Raw genomic sequence first — 16662 nt, forward strand, 5'->3', positions numbered from 1 at the left:
AGAGGGACCGAGGATACAAGCTAGTGGTACTTTTAGTCGCTACTGGCGTGATCGCTATTGGTGAAAGACTCCGTCACTGGCTCAAGGATACGAAGAGTGGCCTGCAGCTTGATGACGATGACCCTGCGGGATTTCATCCTCGTGACGAAATCATCTGGAGACTTGCCCAGGCGGTCATTCTTCCTTTGGGTTACCTGAAGTGGTGGACTGGCACTCTGGAAGTAAGGGGTAAAGAAAACGTCGAGACGGCTATTGCCAGCCGCAAGGGTACCCAAGTAGTGGGGAACCACAAAGCGATACCTGATGCCTTCACTCCCCAAACTGCCATCAGGTTTCTCGGGCATGTCCGACTCGCCGAAGACCATTTTCGCTCTGTCATCGGCATGGTCTTCGTCAACCGCCGACCCATACTCAGCAAAGTTCTTGAAGGTGGGGACTACATACCCATTGTTCCGGAACGAATGCTCGAAAATGAATTCCTGCGCACCCTGACCCCTGCCGAACGCAAAACGCATTTGAGAAACGCTAGGCGCATCAATTCCGCAGCTTTCCCACTGATGCGAAAGTTCCTTGGCTTGAGGTACTGGACTCTCCTCTACCCCGAGGCAACTCGTGTCTTGGAGCCGGGAATGAAAAAAGTCCATGACGGAGTGGCAACTGCCTTGCGACACCCGGGAACGAACCTTCTGCCCGTAGCCCAGATCGGCACGGATCAGATGTGGAAGCCTGGGAGTTGGCGACCTCAACCGCTGAGCAAAATCACGGTCATCTTTGGTGAACCGATCAGCTCTGAGGAAGCCGAGACTCGTGCCCGAAAGATCAGCCAACGCTACGGTGTCAGTGAGGATCGAGCCCTGTGCGATCTGGTCATGCGCCGAATTGCTCGACTCATGATCGAAAACGGTCACCCGCAGTACGCCGGCTTCTACGCCAAACCTCGCCGCGAACGTCTTGGAGTGAGCTAAGGAGGTATGTAAAGTGGTCGAGTAGATCCTGCAAACTCGACCACTTAACTTCTTTAAAGCCTTTTGGCTATTTTTGTTGTATATTCAAATCAAGGAGGTGATTCACAAAGATGGCAGAAGAAAATAATTTATTCAAAGTTCAACATGTTGAAAAGGTAATCAACAACACTGGTTCGGGGGCTATTTACGGTTTGGGCATCATTGGAGCTCTGATTTATTTCTTACAACGAGCTGACAGCTTTTGGGCAGTGCTACTGGGAATTGCAAAGGCTGTTTTTTGGCCAGCAGTTATTCTCTATGAAGTTTTGAAGCTTCTAAACTTGTAAGGACGGAGGATTCGAGAGGTTTCGGAAAATTTTTGTCTACAAAAGCTCTAGCTCTAATTATTTTTTTTCTAGTCGGCAGCGAAAACAACGAAGGTAACTAGCTTGTGTTTCTGACCCAAATCTCTCTGGTAAAGACCCACCCTTCGATTTTTCTTCAGCTCGCGTCCCCACTCTTTTCGAGTCTCAAAATTCTGGTTCTTTTCTCCTTGGGCTTGTGGAAGTTTTTGGCTGGTAGCTTTGAGGCTAGTGAAACTATCAAGGTGACTATAAATGGTTTCCAGCTCATCATAGTCGTGTTGGTTCGGGTGTTGGTTAGGCGTCGGCTCACTCGTGTAATCCATGCAACTTCCCAGGGGTAAGTTGTAGAAGTCCTCATCCTGATGATCAAGTCCCAGGGTATGTCCTACCTCCTGACACATTACCAAATTTCTCCAGCCAGGACTGTTGTAGGTAGAAGTTTTAAAATAGGTATCATTCAGTTTGGTTACTGCTTGAGTGATGTGACCCCCACTCACCCAAATTTGAGCAAGCCCAAGCCAACCGTTTCTACCGTAGGTGTAGCTACAAACTTCAAGACGCCCAGCTGTCGGCCGACAGCGCCGGGCATTAGTCGATCCAGCTACAACCGCTAGATCAAGAACTGACGACTGACTCCAGTCAGAGGCGGTAGTCCGCAAATACTGGTCCCAAGCTAGGGAAACGTTGTCTCCAGTTTTAAGAGTAAAAGGATTGGCTGTTCGTGCCCAATGAAAATTACCCCAAGAGTGGTTTGCCGAAGACAAAGGAGGTGCAATAAGTAAAAAAATCCAAAAGAAGGATGCTAAAAGCAAAGTTTTTCGGTTTGAAAATTTCATATTTTTCTATCTTTACTTTAGCGTTTTTTTTACTCTAAGTCAAACCAAATCTTTTCACTGCTCGCGTGTGAGACTTCTTCGCTTCGACTTCGCGGTCCCGCGGTTCGGCCGCTATCTTAGTATCAAGTTCAATCCGAAAAATTAAACTCTCTTGTACATGAGAATATGGTCGTCGTGGCCCTTTTCCAGCTTGACACCGTCGGGAAGTCTGCCATATTCGGAAAAGCCAAACTTTTCATAAATCTGCTTGGCTTTTTCATTTTTGGCAAAGACTGAAAGTTTAACTATTTCAAGCCCCTTGAGATTTTTCTTCCCTTCCGAGATGACAGTTTCAAAAAACTTCGAGCCAATCCCTTCGTCGCGAAAACCGCGAGCAATGGAAATTCCCAGGCCAGCAATATGTTGACTGGTTCTGACACCCAAATCCAAATTCACAATTCCAATCAATTTTTCTCCAAAAAAGGCGAGTAACTCTACCGACCGGCCTTCCTCAACCGCCTCGATTTTCCGCTCAACATATTTTTTCTCTTCCTCAGGCACCAACTCTTCCCCCTGATAGCTGATGAAGGTTCGTTCCTGGGAGATGACGTTCATGTAGTCACACATTGCCTTTGCATCTCCGTCTTGGATATATCGAATAAGAAAATTTCGACCTTTTTTACTTTTTCCTTCAAAAACTATTTTTCCTACCATAAATTCTTCCAGAATTATAATGCTTCACTAGTGTACTTCAAACCTACTTTACCAAGGTGTAACCAATAATCGTTCTCCTCGGAGGTGTTTTGGTTAAATTCTCTTTCTTTGGTAGCCCCAATTATGTGGGTCGCGTGAGCGATCTTCACAAATAAAGGTAAGTATTCCAATTCCTCCTTGGTAAGAGACACAACTTTTTGATATTCCTGCAATGCCAACTTGTAGTTATCCGGAAATGCCTCTAGCTTGTCTTCGTCAAAAAGGATGTTGCAAAGAAGAACCGCTAGCTCTTGAATCCTTGGGTAGTAATTGCTAACCGAAAAATCAATTAGGAAAATCTCTCCTTTTTTATCTCTGATCACGTTAGTTTTGATGATATCTCCATGGACAAGACAATGGGGTAGTGTGTCTAGGTTAATCCGCGCAAAATTTTCTAAGAGCGGTGTAATTAATTGAGCGTCTTCTTTCTCAAGAAATTTTTCGATTTTTTCGAATTCTTTTGGAAAACTCGTTATCGCCCAACTGTCGTAAATAAACGCGGGTTTGAGATGAATATTATTTATCTTGGCTGCTTCACGAACCAGGATTTTTAACTCTTCCTTGTCGGGTACACTTTTTGACTGGTAGAAACTCTCACCGTTAATGAACTCCATGACACAAAGTCGTATGTCTACCCCATCAAATTTCTTTTGAAAAAAGTAATCCCCACCAAAACCGAGCAATTTTGGATGCTTTACCCCAGCTTCCAGCACTTCTTCAATGATTTTCAAATAACGTAGGCAATTGTCGAGATCACGAAAAGTGGCGAAAATTTTAACAAAAAACTTTCCTTTTTCGGTCTCTAGAACAAGGTTAAAATCTTCATACCCAGAGGTTAAAGTTTTCCAAGAAAAGTATTGACCAAAACCATAGGATAGACAGACCTCCTTGAGCAAAGGTTCAATCTCGCCTTCATAGCCAATTCTTTTCTGAAAATCTTTTTCCGTCATAATCTAACTTGCTGGCATTTTAGCACTTTGACACTAAATCCTAAAGAAGATTAAGATTACCTTGGAGGTGAGATCGTGAAATTTGCTGGACCGATCGTCTTTTCGACACCAGCCGAGGCCGGCCCATCAACTAGACAGGCCGGCCAAAACCACCGGGAGGAATTGAGAAGCTTCGCTGACCAACTCGAAGCCGAGGAGCCCTCGATCGCACAAAGAGCAACCTTAGCCACGACCTGGTTGCACGACGTTCGTCCTGACATCCGTTTCGGAATTGCTTCCGAATTCAACGACGAGCGGTGGGTGATTTTCATTTACCTACCAGAAGAAGACCGAACCAGTTTCCTATACGAATACGACGGGATTCTGAAACGCTACGGGGGAAACGGTCTGGTCTTTGAGGTTCAGGAGAAGGGAGATTACGATTCGGAAATCTTCGACACCGAACCAATCGAAGTCTAGCCTTCCCAAGCGGAAACCATATCTACAGGTGTGGGACCAATCGCCTCTCACACCTGTAACCAACCATTTGAAAAGTAACTTACTCAGACATTCACAAGATCTTTTTTCGGCCCTATTAATGAATATGTACAGTGGCCTTTCCTTGACAGGCTTCGCAGTTTTCCCGCCTATTTAACTTTATGTTTAAATCAATTAGAGCTGCAGAGCTTAGGAATAGAATACCCATAACCAGAAACAAGATACTCACTCCGGGGGCTGTATTTGCATAGATCACACCTGTTCCACCAGTGATTGAAAGTACTAAGGGATAAATATTATGGTGGCCCCTGTAGCTGAGATAAAAACTCAAGACGCTGATCGATATCAAGCCAATTAAAATTGGTGTGAGTACCTTCGCTAAAGCGAAAAGAAAGCTAACTTGACCAACCGCTATAAAAGCGGCCGTAAAGGTACAAAGTGGACACATTGCCACCAAGGGGGTTGCAATCCAAGAGACAAAGTTTCCTAGTCCTGAGAAGTTTTTCACACTTCAACCAGACTTTTCTCGGCCCTATTGAGCAAGACTGCATTGGTCGCCACTATTATTGACGAAGCACTCATCAGCAACGCCGAGACTTCTGGCCGCAGTGAGATTCCAAAATTCGGATAAAGGATGCCAGCCGCAACCGGTATCGCCAACAAGTTGTAAATTGACGCCCAGAAAAGATTTTGCTTCATCTTGGTTACGGTTGCTTTAGAAAGACGAATTGCCCGAAGCACATCGACTGGATCGGATTTCATTAAGACGACCTTGGCAGTTTCAATCGCGACATCAGTCCCTGCACCAATAGCAATTCCGATATCCGCTTGGGCGAGGGCCGGAGCATCGTTCACCCCATCCCCCACCATTGCCACAAACTTTCCTTCTTCCTGTAGTTTCTTGACATAATTAGCCTTTTCTCCCGGAAGTACTTCAGCGAAGACCCGTTTTATTCCAATCTTTTTAGCTACGGCTTCAGCGGTTTTCTGATTATCCCCAGTAATCATTGCCACTTCTATACCAAGTTCAGTTAGTCTTTCAACTGCTCTCTTAGCGGTAGGTTTAATTGGGTCGGCTGCTGCCAATACTGCCTTTACCAGACGGTTTACGGCCAAAATCATAATCGTATTACCACCTTCCAAAAATTCATCAATCTTCTTTTCCAAGTTGTTTATTTCAACCTGATTTTCTTTCATTAATTTAACTGTCCCCACCAAGACTTCTTGACCGTCAACTCTCGCCTTCACGCCTAGACCGGAAAGATTTTCAAATCCCTCAACCTTAGTTGGCAGAGAAAGTTTGCGATTTTTAATTTCTTCAAGCACTGCCTCACTCAGTGGGTGGGAAGATTTTTCTTCTGCGGCTCCGATTAACCTTAACGCCTCATTTTCATCAAAGGCTGACACAGTCGCAACTGCGTTTACCCTTGGCTTTCCTTCCGTCAAAGTACCCGTTTTATCAAGAACCACTGCTTCGATCTTTGAAACTTGTTCGAGAGTTGGGGCGTCTTTAATCAAAATGTTGTGCTTGGCGCCAAGTCCAGTCCCAACTGCTACTGCGGTTGGGGTCGCTAACCCCAAAGCATCAGGACAGGCAATTACAGTTGTTGATATAGCAAAGGTTAGGGCAAAAAGAAGTGGTTGGCCGATGATGAAGAACCAAACCGCAAAGGTGAGCAGTCCTCCACCAACGGCAACAATAACTAAGTATTTTGCAAAACGATCGGCTAGTTTTTGCCCCGGAGCCTTGGAGTTCTGGGCAAGCTCGACCATTTTGACAATCTGTGCAAGCGCAGTATCTTGGCCAATTTTGGTTGCTTTAAATCTAACTGAGCCATTGGTATTTATTGAACCGCCCACTACTTGATCACCTTTTTTCTTGGCAACGGGAATAGATTCACCGGTAACCAATGACTCATCAATGGCGGTTTCACCTTCCGTAATCTCTCCATCAACCGGTACCTTGTCACCGGGTTTGAGAACCAGAATGTCTCCAAGTTTAACTTCAGAAGTTGGAATTAATTGTTCTTTTCCATCACGAACTACCCTTGCTTGTGGAGGAACGAGGGCAAAAAGAGCTTGAAGTGCATCTGTTGTACCGCGCCTGGATTTCATTTCCATCCAGTGACCAAAGAGTACAAAAGTAATCAAAAGGGCTGCAGCTTCGTAGTAGGAGTCGGCACTGCCTAAAAAGCTAAGTAAAACACTAAAAGCATAGGCGGCCGTGATACCAACTGCTATTAGTACGGCCATGTTGAGAGTTTTTGCTTGCAGGGCTTTGTAAGTGGAGTAGAGGAAAATCCAGCCGGAATAGAAAAAGACTGGGGTCGTTAAAATAAACAGTATCCAGGTTGCTGGAATAGGCTCAGGCAAGCTCAATTTGAAAAACTCAGTACCTAATGGTGAGTAAGCGATGATTGGACCTGACAAAACCAAAGCGAAGAAAAATTTGTTGCGAATGTCCAGTTCCATGAGTCTGGCCATCTCTCTACCCGCCAAGCCAGTGTGTTCCATCCCCATACTCATCGTCATACTCATCTTGAACTTTTCCCACCAACCCATTTCCAAGGTAGGTTTCATTTCGTGATCAGCATGATCATGACGGTGAATTTCCCCTTCGTTTTTCTCATTCTGACTTCTGACCTCTGACTTCTTAGTTTCCTCCAGCCTCATCCCACATTTTGGACAACTTCCTGGTTGGTCGGAGACAACTTCAGGATGCATCGGACAGACGTAGGTAATCTTGCGAATTGATTCGCTCATAAAATAAAAATAACTGTGTTAATTTTTCCTAAAGCGCTTTCTTCAGAGCCTCTTCAACAGAGCTGAGAATCTCCTCGTTACTCACCCGCATTGTCGAGTAGTCAGCTATCCAAGCAATCTTACCTTCCTTGTTGACCAAAACAAAGGTGTGTCCCGGACGATCTGAGTGCATTTGTGATGGCATTGAAAGCACTCCGTAGGTTTGCGACATTTCTCGGTCCGCATCTATCAGGATAGGTATTTCCTTGATTCCTTCTGCTCGCAATATTGGTTTCCACTCAGCAGCAGAATCAACACCAACGGTAACAATTTCCGTCTGTATTTGTTCAAAAGAAGCTAAATCTCTCTCCAAAGTACCAATTTGTTTCCAACAGGGTTGGCACATTAACCCCTCTTGAAAATAAAGCAAGATATTTTTTCCTGAATAATCGGCCAAAGACACTTGCCTACCATCGGCCGCTGGCAGTCTAAAGCTCGGTGCCGAAGCACCAAGCTTCAAATTACTAGTTTGCGCTAGTCCAGACGTAGCTGAACCACCTTGCTCAGTAGGTTTGGCTGTTAACCAAAGGTAACCTAGGCCCAGAATCAACAGCAGCAAACTAAAACCGAAGGCCAATTTTGTAGTCAACGATTTTATTTTCTCAGATTTTCTGTTTTGCTCTTGAAAATCTTTGAGAAACTGGCGTTTTTCTTTTTTTGACAGCGCTGACAGGTCAGTTTGTTTCTGATTCATCAGTTTTCACCTCCTTCTTTGGTGTTTTTGAGAAGAAGCCTTTGTAGATAAACAAGCCCGCAATTACAAACAAAATCACTAAAAAGATAAAGTCTGGTAAGCCTTTGGTGGCAAGCGCAATGCTCTCAATTTGGGAGCTAGCATAACCTGAAAGGGCTTTTTGCCAACTCGGAGCCAAAGACTCATTACCTACCCAAGCTAGGTAAAGCACGAAAATACCCATCAACAAAAACATTGTTCCAGAAGCAAGGTTTGTGGTGTGAGAGTGAAATTGTTTTCCGAAGACTTTAAAAGAGAATAATTTGCCTTTGACGAGTGGGCTTTTGGACCATTCAAATTGATCCCAGAAATAAGCCATCACAAAAAGAGGAAAGACCATTCCAAAAACATAGATCAGACTGAGAATAAGGGCTTGAACTAAGCTAGCTGAAATCGCAGTTAGCGTCAGCACTCCGGCCAAAACCGGAGCGCAGCAAGAGCTAGCTGCCCCAGAAAAAACCCCCAGAATAAAAACAGAGGTGTAGTTTTGTGGGTTCCATTTCACTGCTGTCTTAGCAAAAGGTAGTTCAAAACTTTTGCCTAACAGGGAAAATAACCCTAGAAATACCAAAAAGATTCCGGCAAGCAGAAAAATTTCTTGATGAAACCTACTAAAAACCTGAGCTAGAGCTGCTACACCAATTCCGATCGGTACCAGAACTACCGCGACTCCAGCGCCAAAAACAGTTGTTACCTTGAGAATATCAACTCGGCTTTTGAAAGCGTGGGCAAAGTACGATGGCAACATAAACGTGATGCAACAGGGAGCGATCAAAGCTAACATCCCGCCAAAAAAAGCGGCTACTGCGGAGGTGTTAAAAAGAAGTGCTTGCATAAATTTTAACCTTCAGTGGCAAATTCGCTTGGAGCTTTTCTAAATTCTTCAAGACAGTTTGCAGAGCAAAAATAGTACGTTTTGCCCTTGAAACTTGCCTTCAAATCCTCGTTTCGCAAAACTCGCATTCCGCAAACTGGATCGCTGGCCATCTCTTTTTCGGCGGCGAAATATTTACTAAAATTAAAAAATTTCATGTCTTCCTCGAATTATTTTTTCTGAATCTGCTTCCAAAGCCAAACTATCCCAAGGACCAAAGCAATAATTACCAAGATCCAGGTTAGCAACATAAAAACCATCATCGACCCAAAGAAAAAGGGTGAGCTTCCATACATATGATCAAAGTAAACTGGACCGGCAGAGTCGGTTGCTCGATAAAACATAGGGCCAAACATTTATTTTCACCTCCTTTTGAAAACTTCTAAGAGCTCTTCTAAGGCTTTCTCGTCACTCTTTCCACCCAACTTTGGTACTACACAGGTATGTAAGTGTGAGTTCAGAATGACCTCATCAGATTTTTTTATTGCTGCCTGGACCGCGGACGATTGCAAGAGCACGTCCGGGCAGTACTCACCATCATCAACCATTTCAATAACTCGACTCAAATGTCCCCGAGCTCTCTTTAGTCTTTTTAAAACTTGCTCTTTAATTTCTTGGTTCATAGGTTTTTACCAAATTTAAACCATCTTCTAGTATCCCCCCATGGGGGTTATACCCTAACTATACACTTCTTGTCAAGGATAGGAAAGTCTTTTATCTTGATCTAGCAGAAGGTTCGGGGTTAAACGTGTAGAAGCTTGATAGTTGCATACACAGCCACTACCCCAACAACAAAAAATATTGCTTGGTGGAATTTCCGATCGCGCAAATAAAGATGCTGAAGCTCGGGGATAATGTCAGAAGCGGCAATATAGATAAACATTCCACTAGTAAAAGCCAGAATAAGGCCTAAATAAGGGCTTATAAGCTCTGATAGAAATAAAGCCAGCAAGGCCCCTAATATCGCCGTCATTCCCGACAAAATATTAAAAAATATCACTTTTTTCGCCCCGAGATCGCTTCTCAGCAAAATAGTAAAATCTGATATTTCTTGAGGAATTTCATGAGTAGCTACAGCCAAAGAAGTAGTAATCCCGATAGGAACACTTACCAAAAAACTGCTGGCGATAGCAAAACCATCGATAAAATTGTGAAAGCCATCACCAAACAAAATCAAACTAACTATGGATTTTCTTCTTGAACCCTCCAACTTTTCTTGATCTTGCTCATGAGGATGAAAGGCAACGAAAAACCTCTCTAGAAAAAAGAAGGTAACCAGCCCCAGCAAGGCAGCCAAAAATATATTTGGGTCTTGCTTTGTTTCTCTCAAAGCCTCTGGTAGAAGGTCCAAAAAGGCAGTCGCAAGCAAAACACCCGCAGCAAAGGAAAGTAAAAGCACACTATTTTCTCCTTCCCAAAGCCTGCGTTTCAGCAATATTAAACCTCCAGCCAAAGACAAAATACTGCCAATGAAGGTAAAGACCAAAACGTAGATAGTTGTTTCAAGACTCATTTTTACACTCCCTACAAAGACCAAAGAATTCTAAATTGTGGTCTTCGATTTTGAAATTAGTTTTTTGAGCAGTTTTTTCTACAAACTCTTCGGCCGCCAGACTACTCAAATCTTCAAGCTTTCCGCAATTGCGGCAAACGACATGGTGATGATGGGGTCGATCACTAACTAGCTCGTAAGAGAAACCGTTTTTATCAAAGCTAAGCCGTTTAACCAGATTTAGTCCTTCAAGCATCTCCAGATTGCGATAAACGCTCGTCAAATTTGCTTTCGGAAGTTTGGTAGTTATTCCGAAAAAAACAGCCGCCGGGGTGAGAGGCAGCTTCGTTTTTTCAAGGACGGCAATAATTTCCTGGCGCACATCAGTAATTTTGACTTTGTTTTCTTTTAGAAATCCCAAGATATCTTTTCTCATGTTGCAAATTACTTGCAACAATATATGCAACTCACTTGCATTTGTCAAGAGCTTTTTTGGCTTTTAGTTGGGTAAAAGTCTTTTGATATGGGCCACGACCTGAGACGGAAGTGTGTTGGCTTTAATTAAATATTCGGTCGCTCCGAGTTTAATCGCTCGGCGCAAAAATTTGTCGTCGTCCAGGTTCGTCAGAACTACTACCGGCGTCTCGGTGGTTTTTGGATTTGCTTTGATCTTCTCCAAAACATGAAAGCCGTCAAACCCTGGAATCATAATATCGAGAACCACCAAATCAACTTCTTCTTTTCCTAGCATATCAACCGCTTTCGGACCGGTATCCGCAACCGAAATAGCAAATCCGGCTTTTTCAAGTTGATGCTGGTAGGCCTCGCGTTCAATATTGTCGTCCTCTACAAAGAGAATTCTTTTGGCCATGATCTAAATTTTACACGAAGACAAGGATTTAGCAAACTATTTTTCTTTTTGTGACCTAGCTTACGCTGAATCTAGCTCATGCCCAACCTTCTCTGGTTTAAAGATCTCTCTATCTTGAGTTGATTGTGAGAGTGAATTTAGGTAAATGATTAAACAAAGTTTAGGATGGGGAGGGAGCGTGCTTTCACAGAGGCTCCCTTCCACAAGCAGCACTCTCCCCTTCACGCCTACCTCGATAACGACTTCATCCACCCAACAGTACCAAGAAACGTGGCTATTCCAATAGTGAACAAAACCACGCCCGAGTTCCACATCGTTGAGCTTCTGTTCACCAACATGAGGATTTCCCCAGCCAGGGCAATCTCACACTCAATGAACATAAGTGGTACCAGGACAATAATGTCCTCGAGACTAGGTAGATTCGAGACTACCTTAGACACAGTTCAACCTCCTCTACTTTCCGTTTTTTGCTATTCTAGCATATTTTCTAGCCCTTGCTACCTAACTTGACTTTTTCTACACTGGTTTCTATATTTAACTGACCAAAGGAGGTATTTATTATGATTCGTGGTTTAGAATCCGTCATGCTTTTTAGTGGGAGCCCAAAAGAATTGGCCAACTTTTATCAAGACAAGGTGGGTCTAAAGATAAAAGAAGAATTCGAAGCCGAAGATGGAGCGGCTGGCTTTGAAATGCAAATTGGTGATGGTGGTTTGCTCTATATCAACCCTAGCTCAGAAGTAAACGGTAAAGCAAAGGACCCGCAAAGAATGATGCTTAATATCGAAGTCGATGATGCCGAAAAAGAAGCTGACCGTCTCAAATCATCTGGAGTAGAGCAAATCGAACCTGTCTACCATATGGAAGGTTACGGTTTGATTTCCACTTTTGCCGATCCAGATGGAAACTACTTTCAGCTTGCTCAGGTTCGCGCTTCTTGAGTTGGGAAAATGAAACATGGTTTGAAAAGAACCTGTTGTTGTGTCAGAATTAAGACATGTTTGAAACAAACCGGGCTGATAGTCCTCTAGTTCGTTTGAAACGAATTAGCCCACTTTTTTGGGGAATTCTACTTCTTGCCCTGGCCTCTTTGTTGGTTCTAATACCTTGGCGTTTTTTCAAACTCTTGGCAATCCTTCCTCTAGTAATTGGGGGCCTTTTGGTTTACCAAGCCATTTGGCACAACAAGTATTAGTCCAACCCTCTATTACACCTATTCCAACTTAACTTTATCGTTTTGGAGATTGTTTGCGGGCGCGAGCTTTTCCAGCAAAACCGTATTTGCGTCTTTCTTTTTCTCGTGGGTCACGCGTCAAAAGTTTTTTCTTTGCCAAAGGCTCACGAAGGGTTTCATCAAAAGTAATCAAAGCATTGGCAATCCCATGGACAGTTGCTCCAAGCTGGCTGGATATACCCCCACCGCGTACTTTTACTGAGACGCCAAGTTGACCGACTCTATCAACAACGTTGAGTGGTTCTTTTAAATTTGCTTTCAGAGCCTGACCCTTAAAATAGTCTTCGGCTGGCTTTTCATTGACGGTGATTTTTCCATTCTTTTCTAGCCAAATCCGCACCCGAGCAACGGCTCGTTTTCGTCTTCCCACCGCACCAAACCACTCAACTTTCTTGCTTGGTTTTTCTTTTTCCGGCTCTTCAGTTGTTTTTTCTAGTGCTTCTTTTTTTGCTTTTGCCATATTTTAAACCTCAAGTGTTTCAAATTTTTGCGCCTCGTGTGGATGACTAGATCCAGAGTAGATAAACAGATGTCTTCGCAAAGATTTGCCCATTCTGTTTTTTGGTAGCATACCAAAAACTGCGTGATTAATTATCTCCTCAGGTTTTTGACTTCTCAATTGAGCTAGGGTCCTTTCTCTCAATCCTGAGGGGTAGCCGGAGTAACGATAGTACTTTTTGTTTTCTTCTTTTCGACCGCTGACTTCAACTTTTCCGGCATTGATGATCACGACTCTGGATTGTGGGATTTCATAGCTTTTTCGCTTTGGGTCGTTTTTGTCCAAAAGGATACTGGCGACTTTGGCCGCTACTTTACCCAAAATGCTTCCTTGAGCATTAACCAAATACCAGTTTATTGGTTTGCTGGTTACTTGCTTCTTAACTCTCGTTTTGTTTAAAACGTTACTTTTTACTTGTTTTTCTTTCTTTTTTTGTTCCATCTTTGCTTACCTGCGCTTTGGCTGGCGTTGTTTTCTTTACCTTGGTTGTTTTTGTTTCTTTCTTAGCCTCTACCACTTCCTCAGTCTTCTTCACTTTGTTTGGAGCAGAAACCTCTTCGACAAATTCTATTTTTGCCATTTTTGCCCTATCCCCGAAACGGGGGTTAAGTTTGGTGATACGAAGATAACCTCCTGGTCGGGTTTTGAATTTGGGTCCCACCAGATCAAACATTTTGGCAACTGCGTTGGGATTCCCTAGTGAACCCGCGACTTGGCGGCGAGAGTGAATGTCTGCTTTTTTTGCTTTTGTTATCAGTTTTTCAAGGATTGGTCTGACCGCCTTAGCCTTAGCTTGTGTTGTCTCGATCTTCTCATGAAGAATCAAAGAAACAGCTAAGCTCCTAAATAAGGCTTTTCTTTGATTTGTGTTGCGGCCAAACTTTCTCATTATCTTTAGAATCCCTTTTCTTTAAGTCTTTGTTCAATGTCGCTGATTGATTTTGCGCCCATATTTTTGAGTTTAACCAACTCTTCTTTGGGGGTTTCAATGAGCTGGCCGACAGTATTAATATCGGCATTTTTCAACGAATTCGTAATTCGGGTCGAAAGCTCTAGCTCTTCAATCAAAGCTTCTTGATCAATTTTTGGTTTCGGTGCAGATTCTTTTTCTTTTTTAGCACTTTTCTTCTGTTCAACCAAAACATTGAAGTAGCTGGTCAGGATTTTCGCAGCTTCTTTCACTGCCTCTGCCGGGCTTACAGTTCCGTCTGTGGCGACATTCAAGGTCAGTTTGTCAAAATTGGTAATTTGTCCGACACGAGTGGCCTCAACTTTGTAATTTACCTTGCTTACTGGAGTAAAGGTTGCGTCCAAAGGAATGGTGCCAATACCCAAAGACCTTCGATCCTCAACCGGAACGTAACCAATTCCCTTTTCAGCTGTCAGATCCATCTCAACTTTGGATTTGGTATCCGAAAGTGAGGCGATGTGTTGATCGGGGTTGGTAATTTTTACTCCCGCCGGTAATTTAATATCGGCAGCAGTAATATCCTTGGGTCCTTTTACTTCCAAAGTGAGCTTGACTGGCTTGTCGGAATCTATCTGCAAACGGATTTTCTTTAAGTTCAAAAGTATCTCAACTACATCCTCCTTAACACCCTTGATAGTCGAATACTCATGGGCAACACCAGCTATTTTTACTTGAGTAATCGCCCCACCGGGAAGCGAGGAAAGCAGGATACGACGCAAAGAGTTACCCAAGGTCATACCATAACCTTGTGGAAGTGGCTCGACAACGATTGAGCCGTCTTTGCTACCACCTTCTTGGTGAATTTTAACTTGGTCTACCATTTATACCTCCAAAAATAATAATAAACGACCTTTCAAGGCCTCAGCTTAAAGAAGCTTATCGACTATAAAACTCGACAATCAACTGTTCGTTGATGTCAGCACCAATATCTTCTCGGCTGGGCAAAGTTTTGACTCTACCAACCAAGGCCTTGCGTTCCAACCATTCGGGAACACTGTCTTTGGTTGCTTCAACAGCCTCTTTTACCAATTCAAACTTTTGTGCCTTTTCGCTCAAACTAATGACATCTCCGCTTTTGGTTGCGAAGGAAGGAATATCAACCTTTTTTTCATTGACTCGAATGTGCCCATGATTAGCTAGTTGTCGAGCCTGTGCTCGAGAAGCAGCCAAACCGAGCCGGTAAACAACATTATCAAGCCTGGTCTCAAGGTTTTGCAAGAGCGTTTCTCCGGTTGCGCCTTTTTTCTTGGCCGCTGCTTCGTAGTAGCGTCGAAATTGTCTTTCAAGCAGCCCGTACATTCGCTTTACTTTTTGCTTTTCGCGCAGCTGGATACCGTAATCAGAAACCTTACGTCGACTAGATTTATTACCGTGCTGTCCCGGAGGAACAGCCCCTTTTTTTGAAATTGGATGCTTTGTGAGACTTCTTTTTCCCTTTAGGAAAAGGTTTGTGCCCTCACGACGATCCAGTCTAAATTTTGGTCCAGTATAGCGTGCCATTTAAACCCTACGTCTCTTTCTTGGTTTTGGTCCATTGTGCGGTATCGGAGTGACATCGGCAATTGCTTTGATCGCCAAACCACTATTGCGCAAAGCCCTGATCGCTGCATCCCGGCCCGCTCCTGGTCCCTTGACATAAACTTCAACGTCTCTAACCCCTGCCTCGTTTAGTTTTCTACTCAAATTCTCGACCGCGGTTGAAGCAGCATAAGGAGTTGATTTTCGCGCTCCTTTAAAGCCTGACGCCCCGGCACTACTCCAGGCGATAGTGTTTCCGGTCATATCAGTGACAGTCACCAGAGTGTTGTTAAAACTGGCACTGATAAAAACTTTGGCTGAACCGACTTGTTTTCTTTCTTTTGCTTTTGCCATTATTTAGTTTCCTTTTTTGCCGTTGTGGTGGCGGCCTGTTCCATCTTTACCAAAACTTCTTTCTTCATCGCTCCAATTGTTACTCTTTTACCTCGTTTTGTTCTTGAGTTACTTTTTGTTCTTTGTCCTCGAACTGGTAGGCTTTTTCTATGTCTTAAACCACGGTAAGTACCTATGTCCTCCAAACGGCGGATGTTTTGCCCAACCATTCTTCGCAGGTCCCCCTCAACTGGAATTTGCTCAACTGCTTTTTGGATCTTGGAAAGCTCTTCTTCCGATAAATCTTTGACTCGCTTGTCTGGGTCGATTTTAGCTGTTTCGACAACTTTTTTGGCCAGCGTCGGACCGATACCATAGATGTAAGGTAAAGAAAAAACTATTTTTTTGTTGTTTGGCAGTTCAATTCCAGCTATTCTGGCCATATTTAGCAACCTTTAATTCTATAACTTCTAGTCTAAAAATATCGACCGTAATACTAATTTTTAGTTTTCCAAAAACAACCTTTTGGTCGATATAATTGCTCATAGTAACTTAGCCCTGTCGTTGTTTGTGACGAGGGTTTACACAAATAACAAAAAGCGTTCCTCTACGCTTTACAATTTTACAGTTTATACAACGTTTTTTTATTGATGCTTGCACTTTCACAGTAAACAACCTTACTTTCTATGATTTAGTTTAACAGTATCGACCGTAATACTAATTTTTAGTTTTCCAAAAACAACCCCGGGCAGGTTTACAGTAATCAATGTTAACGATCCCGATAGACAATTCTGCCTTTGGTTAGATCGTAGGGTGTGATCTCAACCCGTACTTTGTCACCAGGCAAAATTCGAATGTAATGCATTCTCATCTTACCGGCCAAATGAGCCGTGATCACTTTTCCTGCCAACACCTCAGGAGCAGTCTTATCAACTTCCACTCGAAAAAGAGTATTGGGCATATTCTCAACTACTTTTCCAGTTATTTCAATATTTTCACTAGCCATAATTTAGCCTGAGTATTTTAGCAGAA

General features: G+C 43.3%; 26 protein-coding genes. 5 read left to right on the plus strand and 21 right to left on the minus strand.

The window, feature by feature from the left end; genetic code table 11:
- The first annotated feature begins 23 nt into the window (after positions 1-23).
- Both Q8P13_05015 and Q8P13_05020 read left to right on the plus strand, forming a co-directional pair.
- Positions 24-965, plus strand: a complete 942-nt coding sequence (locus Q8P13_05015) for a lysophospholipid acyltransferase family protein (protein ID MDP2671786.1) — start codon at positions 24-26, stop codon at positions 963-965.
- 110 nt (positions 966-1075) lie between these two features.
- Positions 1076-1291: a hypothetical protein gene (locus tag Q8P13_05020; GenBank protein ID MDP2671787.1), complete on the plus strand. Its 216-nt coding sequence runs from the start codon at positions 1076-1078 to the stop codon at positions 1289-1291.
- A 68-nt stretch (positions 1292-1359) separates the two neighbouring features.
- Here the strand turns inward: Q8P13_05020 and Q8P13_05025 are convergent, their stop codons facing one another.
- The 3 genes from Q8P13_05025 to Q8P13_05035 form a co-directional block, all read right to left on the minus strand.
- Entirely contained in the window at positions 1360-2145 is a 786-nt protein-coding gene (locus Q8P13_05025) for a hypothetical protein (protein ID MDP2671788.1), read from the minus strand.
- 141 nt (positions 2146-2286) lie between these two features.
- The gene (locus tag Q8P13_05030) at positions 2287-2838 is read right to left on the minus strand and encodes a GNAT family N-acetyltransferase (protein MDP2671789.1); all 552 of its coding nucleotides are present in this window, start codon (positions 2836-2838) and stop codon (positions 2287-2289) included.
- Between the two features lie 14 nt (positions 2839-2852).
- Complete coding sequence (locus Q8P13_05035) at positions 2853-3827, minus strand: phosphotransferase (GenBank protein MDP2671790.1); 975 nt, start codon at positions 3825-3827, stop codon at positions 2853-2855.
- A 75-nt stretch (positions 3828-3902) separates the two neighbouring features.
- Here Q8P13_05035 and Q8P13_05040 point away from each other — a divergent pair, with 75 nt between their 5' ends.
- Positions 3903-4286 carry a hypothetical protein gene (locus Q8P13_05040; protein ID MDP2671791.1) on the plus strand — a complete coding sequence of 128 codons (384 nt, stop codon included), beginning with the start codon at positions 3903-3905 and terminating at the stop codon, positions 4284-4286.
- A 522-nt stretch (positions 4287-4808) separates the two neighbouring features.
- On the opposite strand, the gene Q8P13_05045 is transcribed toward Q8P13_05040, so the two are convergent.
- The 9 genes from Q8P13_05045 to Q8P13_05085 all read right to left on the minus strand — a co-directional run bounded on the left by Q8P13_05045 (position 4809) and on the right by Q8P13_05085 (position 11076).
- Positions 4809-7067 (minus strand): copper-translocating P-type ATPase, encoded by a 2259-nt coding sequence (locus Q8P13_05045; protein ID MDP2671792.1) that lies wholly within the window; start codon positions 7065-7067, stop codon positions 4809-4811.
- A 28-nt stretch (positions 7068-7095) separates the two neighbouring features.
- Positions 7096-7800, minus strand: coding sequence for a peroxiredoxin family protein (locus Q8P13_05050; GenBank protein ID MDP2671793.1), 705 nt, complete (start codon positions 7798-7800; stop codon positions 7096-7098).
- Positions 7781-8674, minus strand: coding sequence for a cytochrome c biogenesis CcdA family protein (locus tag Q8P13_05055; protein ID MDP2671794.1), 894 nt, complete (start codon positions 8672-8674; stop codon positions 7781-7783). Before Q8P13_05055 ends, Q8P13_05050 begins: the two co-directional genes overlap by 20 nt.
- A gap of 5 nt (positions 8675-8679) precedes the next feature.
- Entirely contained in the window at positions 8680-8826 is a 147-nt protein-coding gene (locus tag Q8P13_05060) for a YHS domain-containing protein (protein MDP2671795.1), read from the minus strand.
- 57 nt (positions 8827-8883) lie between these two features.
- Complete coding sequence (locus Q8P13_05065) at positions 8884-9069, minus strand: hypothetical protein (GenBank protein ID MDP2671796.1); 186 nt, start codon at positions 9067-9069, stop codon at positions 8884-8886.
- Between the two features lie 6 nt (positions 9070-9075).
- Positions 9076-9336 carry a metal-sensitive transcriptional regulator gene (locus Q8P13_05070; GenBank protein ID MDP2671797.1) on the minus strand — a complete coding sequence of 87 codons (261 nt, stop codon included), beginning with the start codon at positions 9334-9336 and terminating at the stop codon, positions 9076-9078.
- A gap of 119 nt (positions 9337-9455) precedes the next feature.
- The gene (locus Q8P13_05075) at positions 9456-10226 is read right to left on the minus strand and encodes a ZIP family metal transporter (GenBank protein ID MDP2671798.1); all 771 of its coding nucleotides are present in this window, start codon (positions 10224-10226) and stop codon (positions 9456-9458) included.
- Positions 10216-10641 carry a transcriptional repressor gene (locus Q8P13_05080; protein ID MDP2671799.1) on the minus strand — a complete coding sequence of 142 codons (426 nt, stop codon included), beginning with the start codon at positions 10639-10641 and terminating at the stop codon, positions 10216-10218. The genes Q8P13_05075 and Q8P13_05080 overlap by 11 nt, the downstream gene beginning before the upstream one ends.
- Before the next feature lie 63 nt (positions 10642-10704).
- A complete protein-coding gene (locus Q8P13_05085; GenBank protein ID MDP2671800.1) occupies positions 10705-11076 on the minus strand; it encodes a response regulator in 372 nt (123 codons plus the stop codon).
- Between the two features lie 560 nt (positions 11077-11636).
- On the opposite strand from Q8P13_05085, the gene Q8P13_05090 reads away from it, so the two are divergent.
- Together Q8P13_05090 and Q8P13_05095 are read left to right on the plus strand one after the other, a co-directional pair.
- Entirely contained in the window at positions 11637-12017 is a 381-nt protein-coding gene (locus tag Q8P13_05090; GenBank protein MDP2671801.1) for a VOC family protein, read from the plus strand.
- 56 nt (positions 12018-12073) lie between these two features.
- Positions 12074-12271: a hypothetical protein gene (locus tag Q8P13_05095; GenBank protein MDP2671802.1), complete on the plus strand. Its 198-nt coding sequence runs from the start codon at positions 12074-12076 to the stop codon at positions 12269-12271.
- 34 nt (positions 12272-12305) lie between these two features.
- Here the strand turns inward: Q8P13_05095 and rpsI are convergent, their stop codons facing one another.
- The 9 genes from rpsI to infA form a co-directional block, all read right to left on the minus strand.
- Positions 12306-12770, minus strand: coding sequence for a 30S ribosomal protein S9 (gene rpsI, locus Q8P13_05100; GenBank protein ID MDP2671803.1), 465 nt, complete (start codon positions 12768-12770; stop codon positions 12306-12308).
- A gap of 3 nt (positions 12771-12773) precedes the next feature.
- On the minus strand, positions 12774-13250 hold the full coding sequence (gene rplM / locus Q8P13_05105; protein MDP2671804.1) for a 50S ribosomal protein L13: 477 nt from the start codon (positions 13248-13250) through the stop codon (positions 12774-12776).
- Entirely contained in the window at positions 13213-13698 is a 486-nt protein-coding gene (gene rplQ, locus Q8P13_05110) for a 50S ribosomal protein L17 (GenBank protein ID MDP2671805.1), read from the minus strand. The genes rplM and rplQ overlap by 38 nt, the downstream gene beginning before the upstream one ends.
- 5 nt (positions 13699-13703) lie before the next feature.
- Positions 13704-14600 carry a DNA-directed RNA polymerase subunit alpha gene (locus Q8P13_05115; protein ID MDP2671806.1) on the minus strand — a complete coding sequence of 299 codons (897 nt, stop codon included), beginning with the start codon at positions 14598-14600 and terminating at the stop codon, positions 13704-13706.
- A gap of 55 nt (positions 14601-14655) precedes the next feature.
- Positions 14656-15279, minus strand: coding sequence for a 30S ribosomal protein S4 (gene rpsD / locus Q8P13_05120; protein ID MDP2671807.1), 624 nt, complete (start codon positions 15277-15279; stop codon positions 14656-14658).
- Complete coding sequence (gene rpsK, locus Q8P13_05125; GenBank protein ID MDP2671808.1) at positions 15280-15651, minus strand: 30S ribosomal protein S11; 372 nt, start codon at positions 15649-15651, stop codon at positions 15280-15282.
- The gene (rpsM, locus tag Q8P13_05130; GenBank protein MDP2671809.1) at positions 15651-16073 is read right to left on the minus strand and encodes a 30S ribosomal protein S13; all 423 of its coding nucleotides are present in this window, start codon (positions 16071-16073) and stop codon (positions 15651-15653) included. Before rpsM ends, rpsK begins: the two co-directional genes overlap by 1 nt.
- Positions 16074-16182: 109 nt before the next feature.
- A complete protein-coding gene (rpmJ, locus tag Q8P13_05135) occupies positions 16183-16296 on the minus strand; it encodes a 50S ribosomal protein L36 (GenBank protein ID MDP2671810.1) in 114 nt (37 codons plus the stop codon).
- A 103-nt stretch (positions 16297-16399) separates the two neighbouring features.
- Entirely contained in the window at positions 16400-16639 is a 240-nt protein-coding gene (gene infA, locus Q8P13_05140; protein MDP2671811.1) for a translation initiation factor IF-1, read from the minus strand.
- Positions 16640-16662: the final 23 nt, after the last annotated feature.

It is taken from the genome of bacterium (assembly GCA_030704665.1).
Taxonomy (GTDB): domain Bacteria; phylum Patescibacteriota; class Microgenomatia; order Woykebacterales; family RBG-16-39-9b; genus JAUYID01.